Annotated in this window: 1 protein-coding gene; it reads right to left on the bottom strand. The window is 66.0% G+C overall.

The features are described from left to right. The coding region (locus B3K78_RS11905; RefSeq protein ID WP_286695647.1) for a hypothetical protein at nucleotides 1–262 on the bottom strand (262 nt) is incomplete at both ends.

The following is a 262-nucleotide window of genomic DNA, read 5'->3' as shown; positions in this document are numbered from 1 at the left end:
GTCTAGCACTGGCGCTTGCGGTTGCGCCGTGGTGATATCCACAGTGCCAACCGGGCTGGGTGCAACGCGCGGATCGTTGGCGGCTCTGCCTTGTGGCTTGGCAACGCTGCTGGGAGCGGCGGGTGACGGCGCGGCATTAGGCTCGCTCGCTACAATCGGCGCTTCGGGCTCTGATGCTGTTTCAGCCGCTGTATCCGGTGCTGACGGCTCAGCCGGTGCTTCAGCGGCTGGTTCGACGTCCTGCGCCGGCATATCGGACGGT

It is taken from the genome of Spongiibacter sp. UBA1325, from assembly GCF_002306875.1.
Classification (GTDB): domain Bacteria; phylum Pseudomonadota; class Gammaproteobacteria; order Pseudomonadales; family Spongiibacteraceae; genus Spongiibacter; species Spongiibacter marinus.
This window is presented reverse-complemented; position numbering and strand designations above follow the sequence as displayed.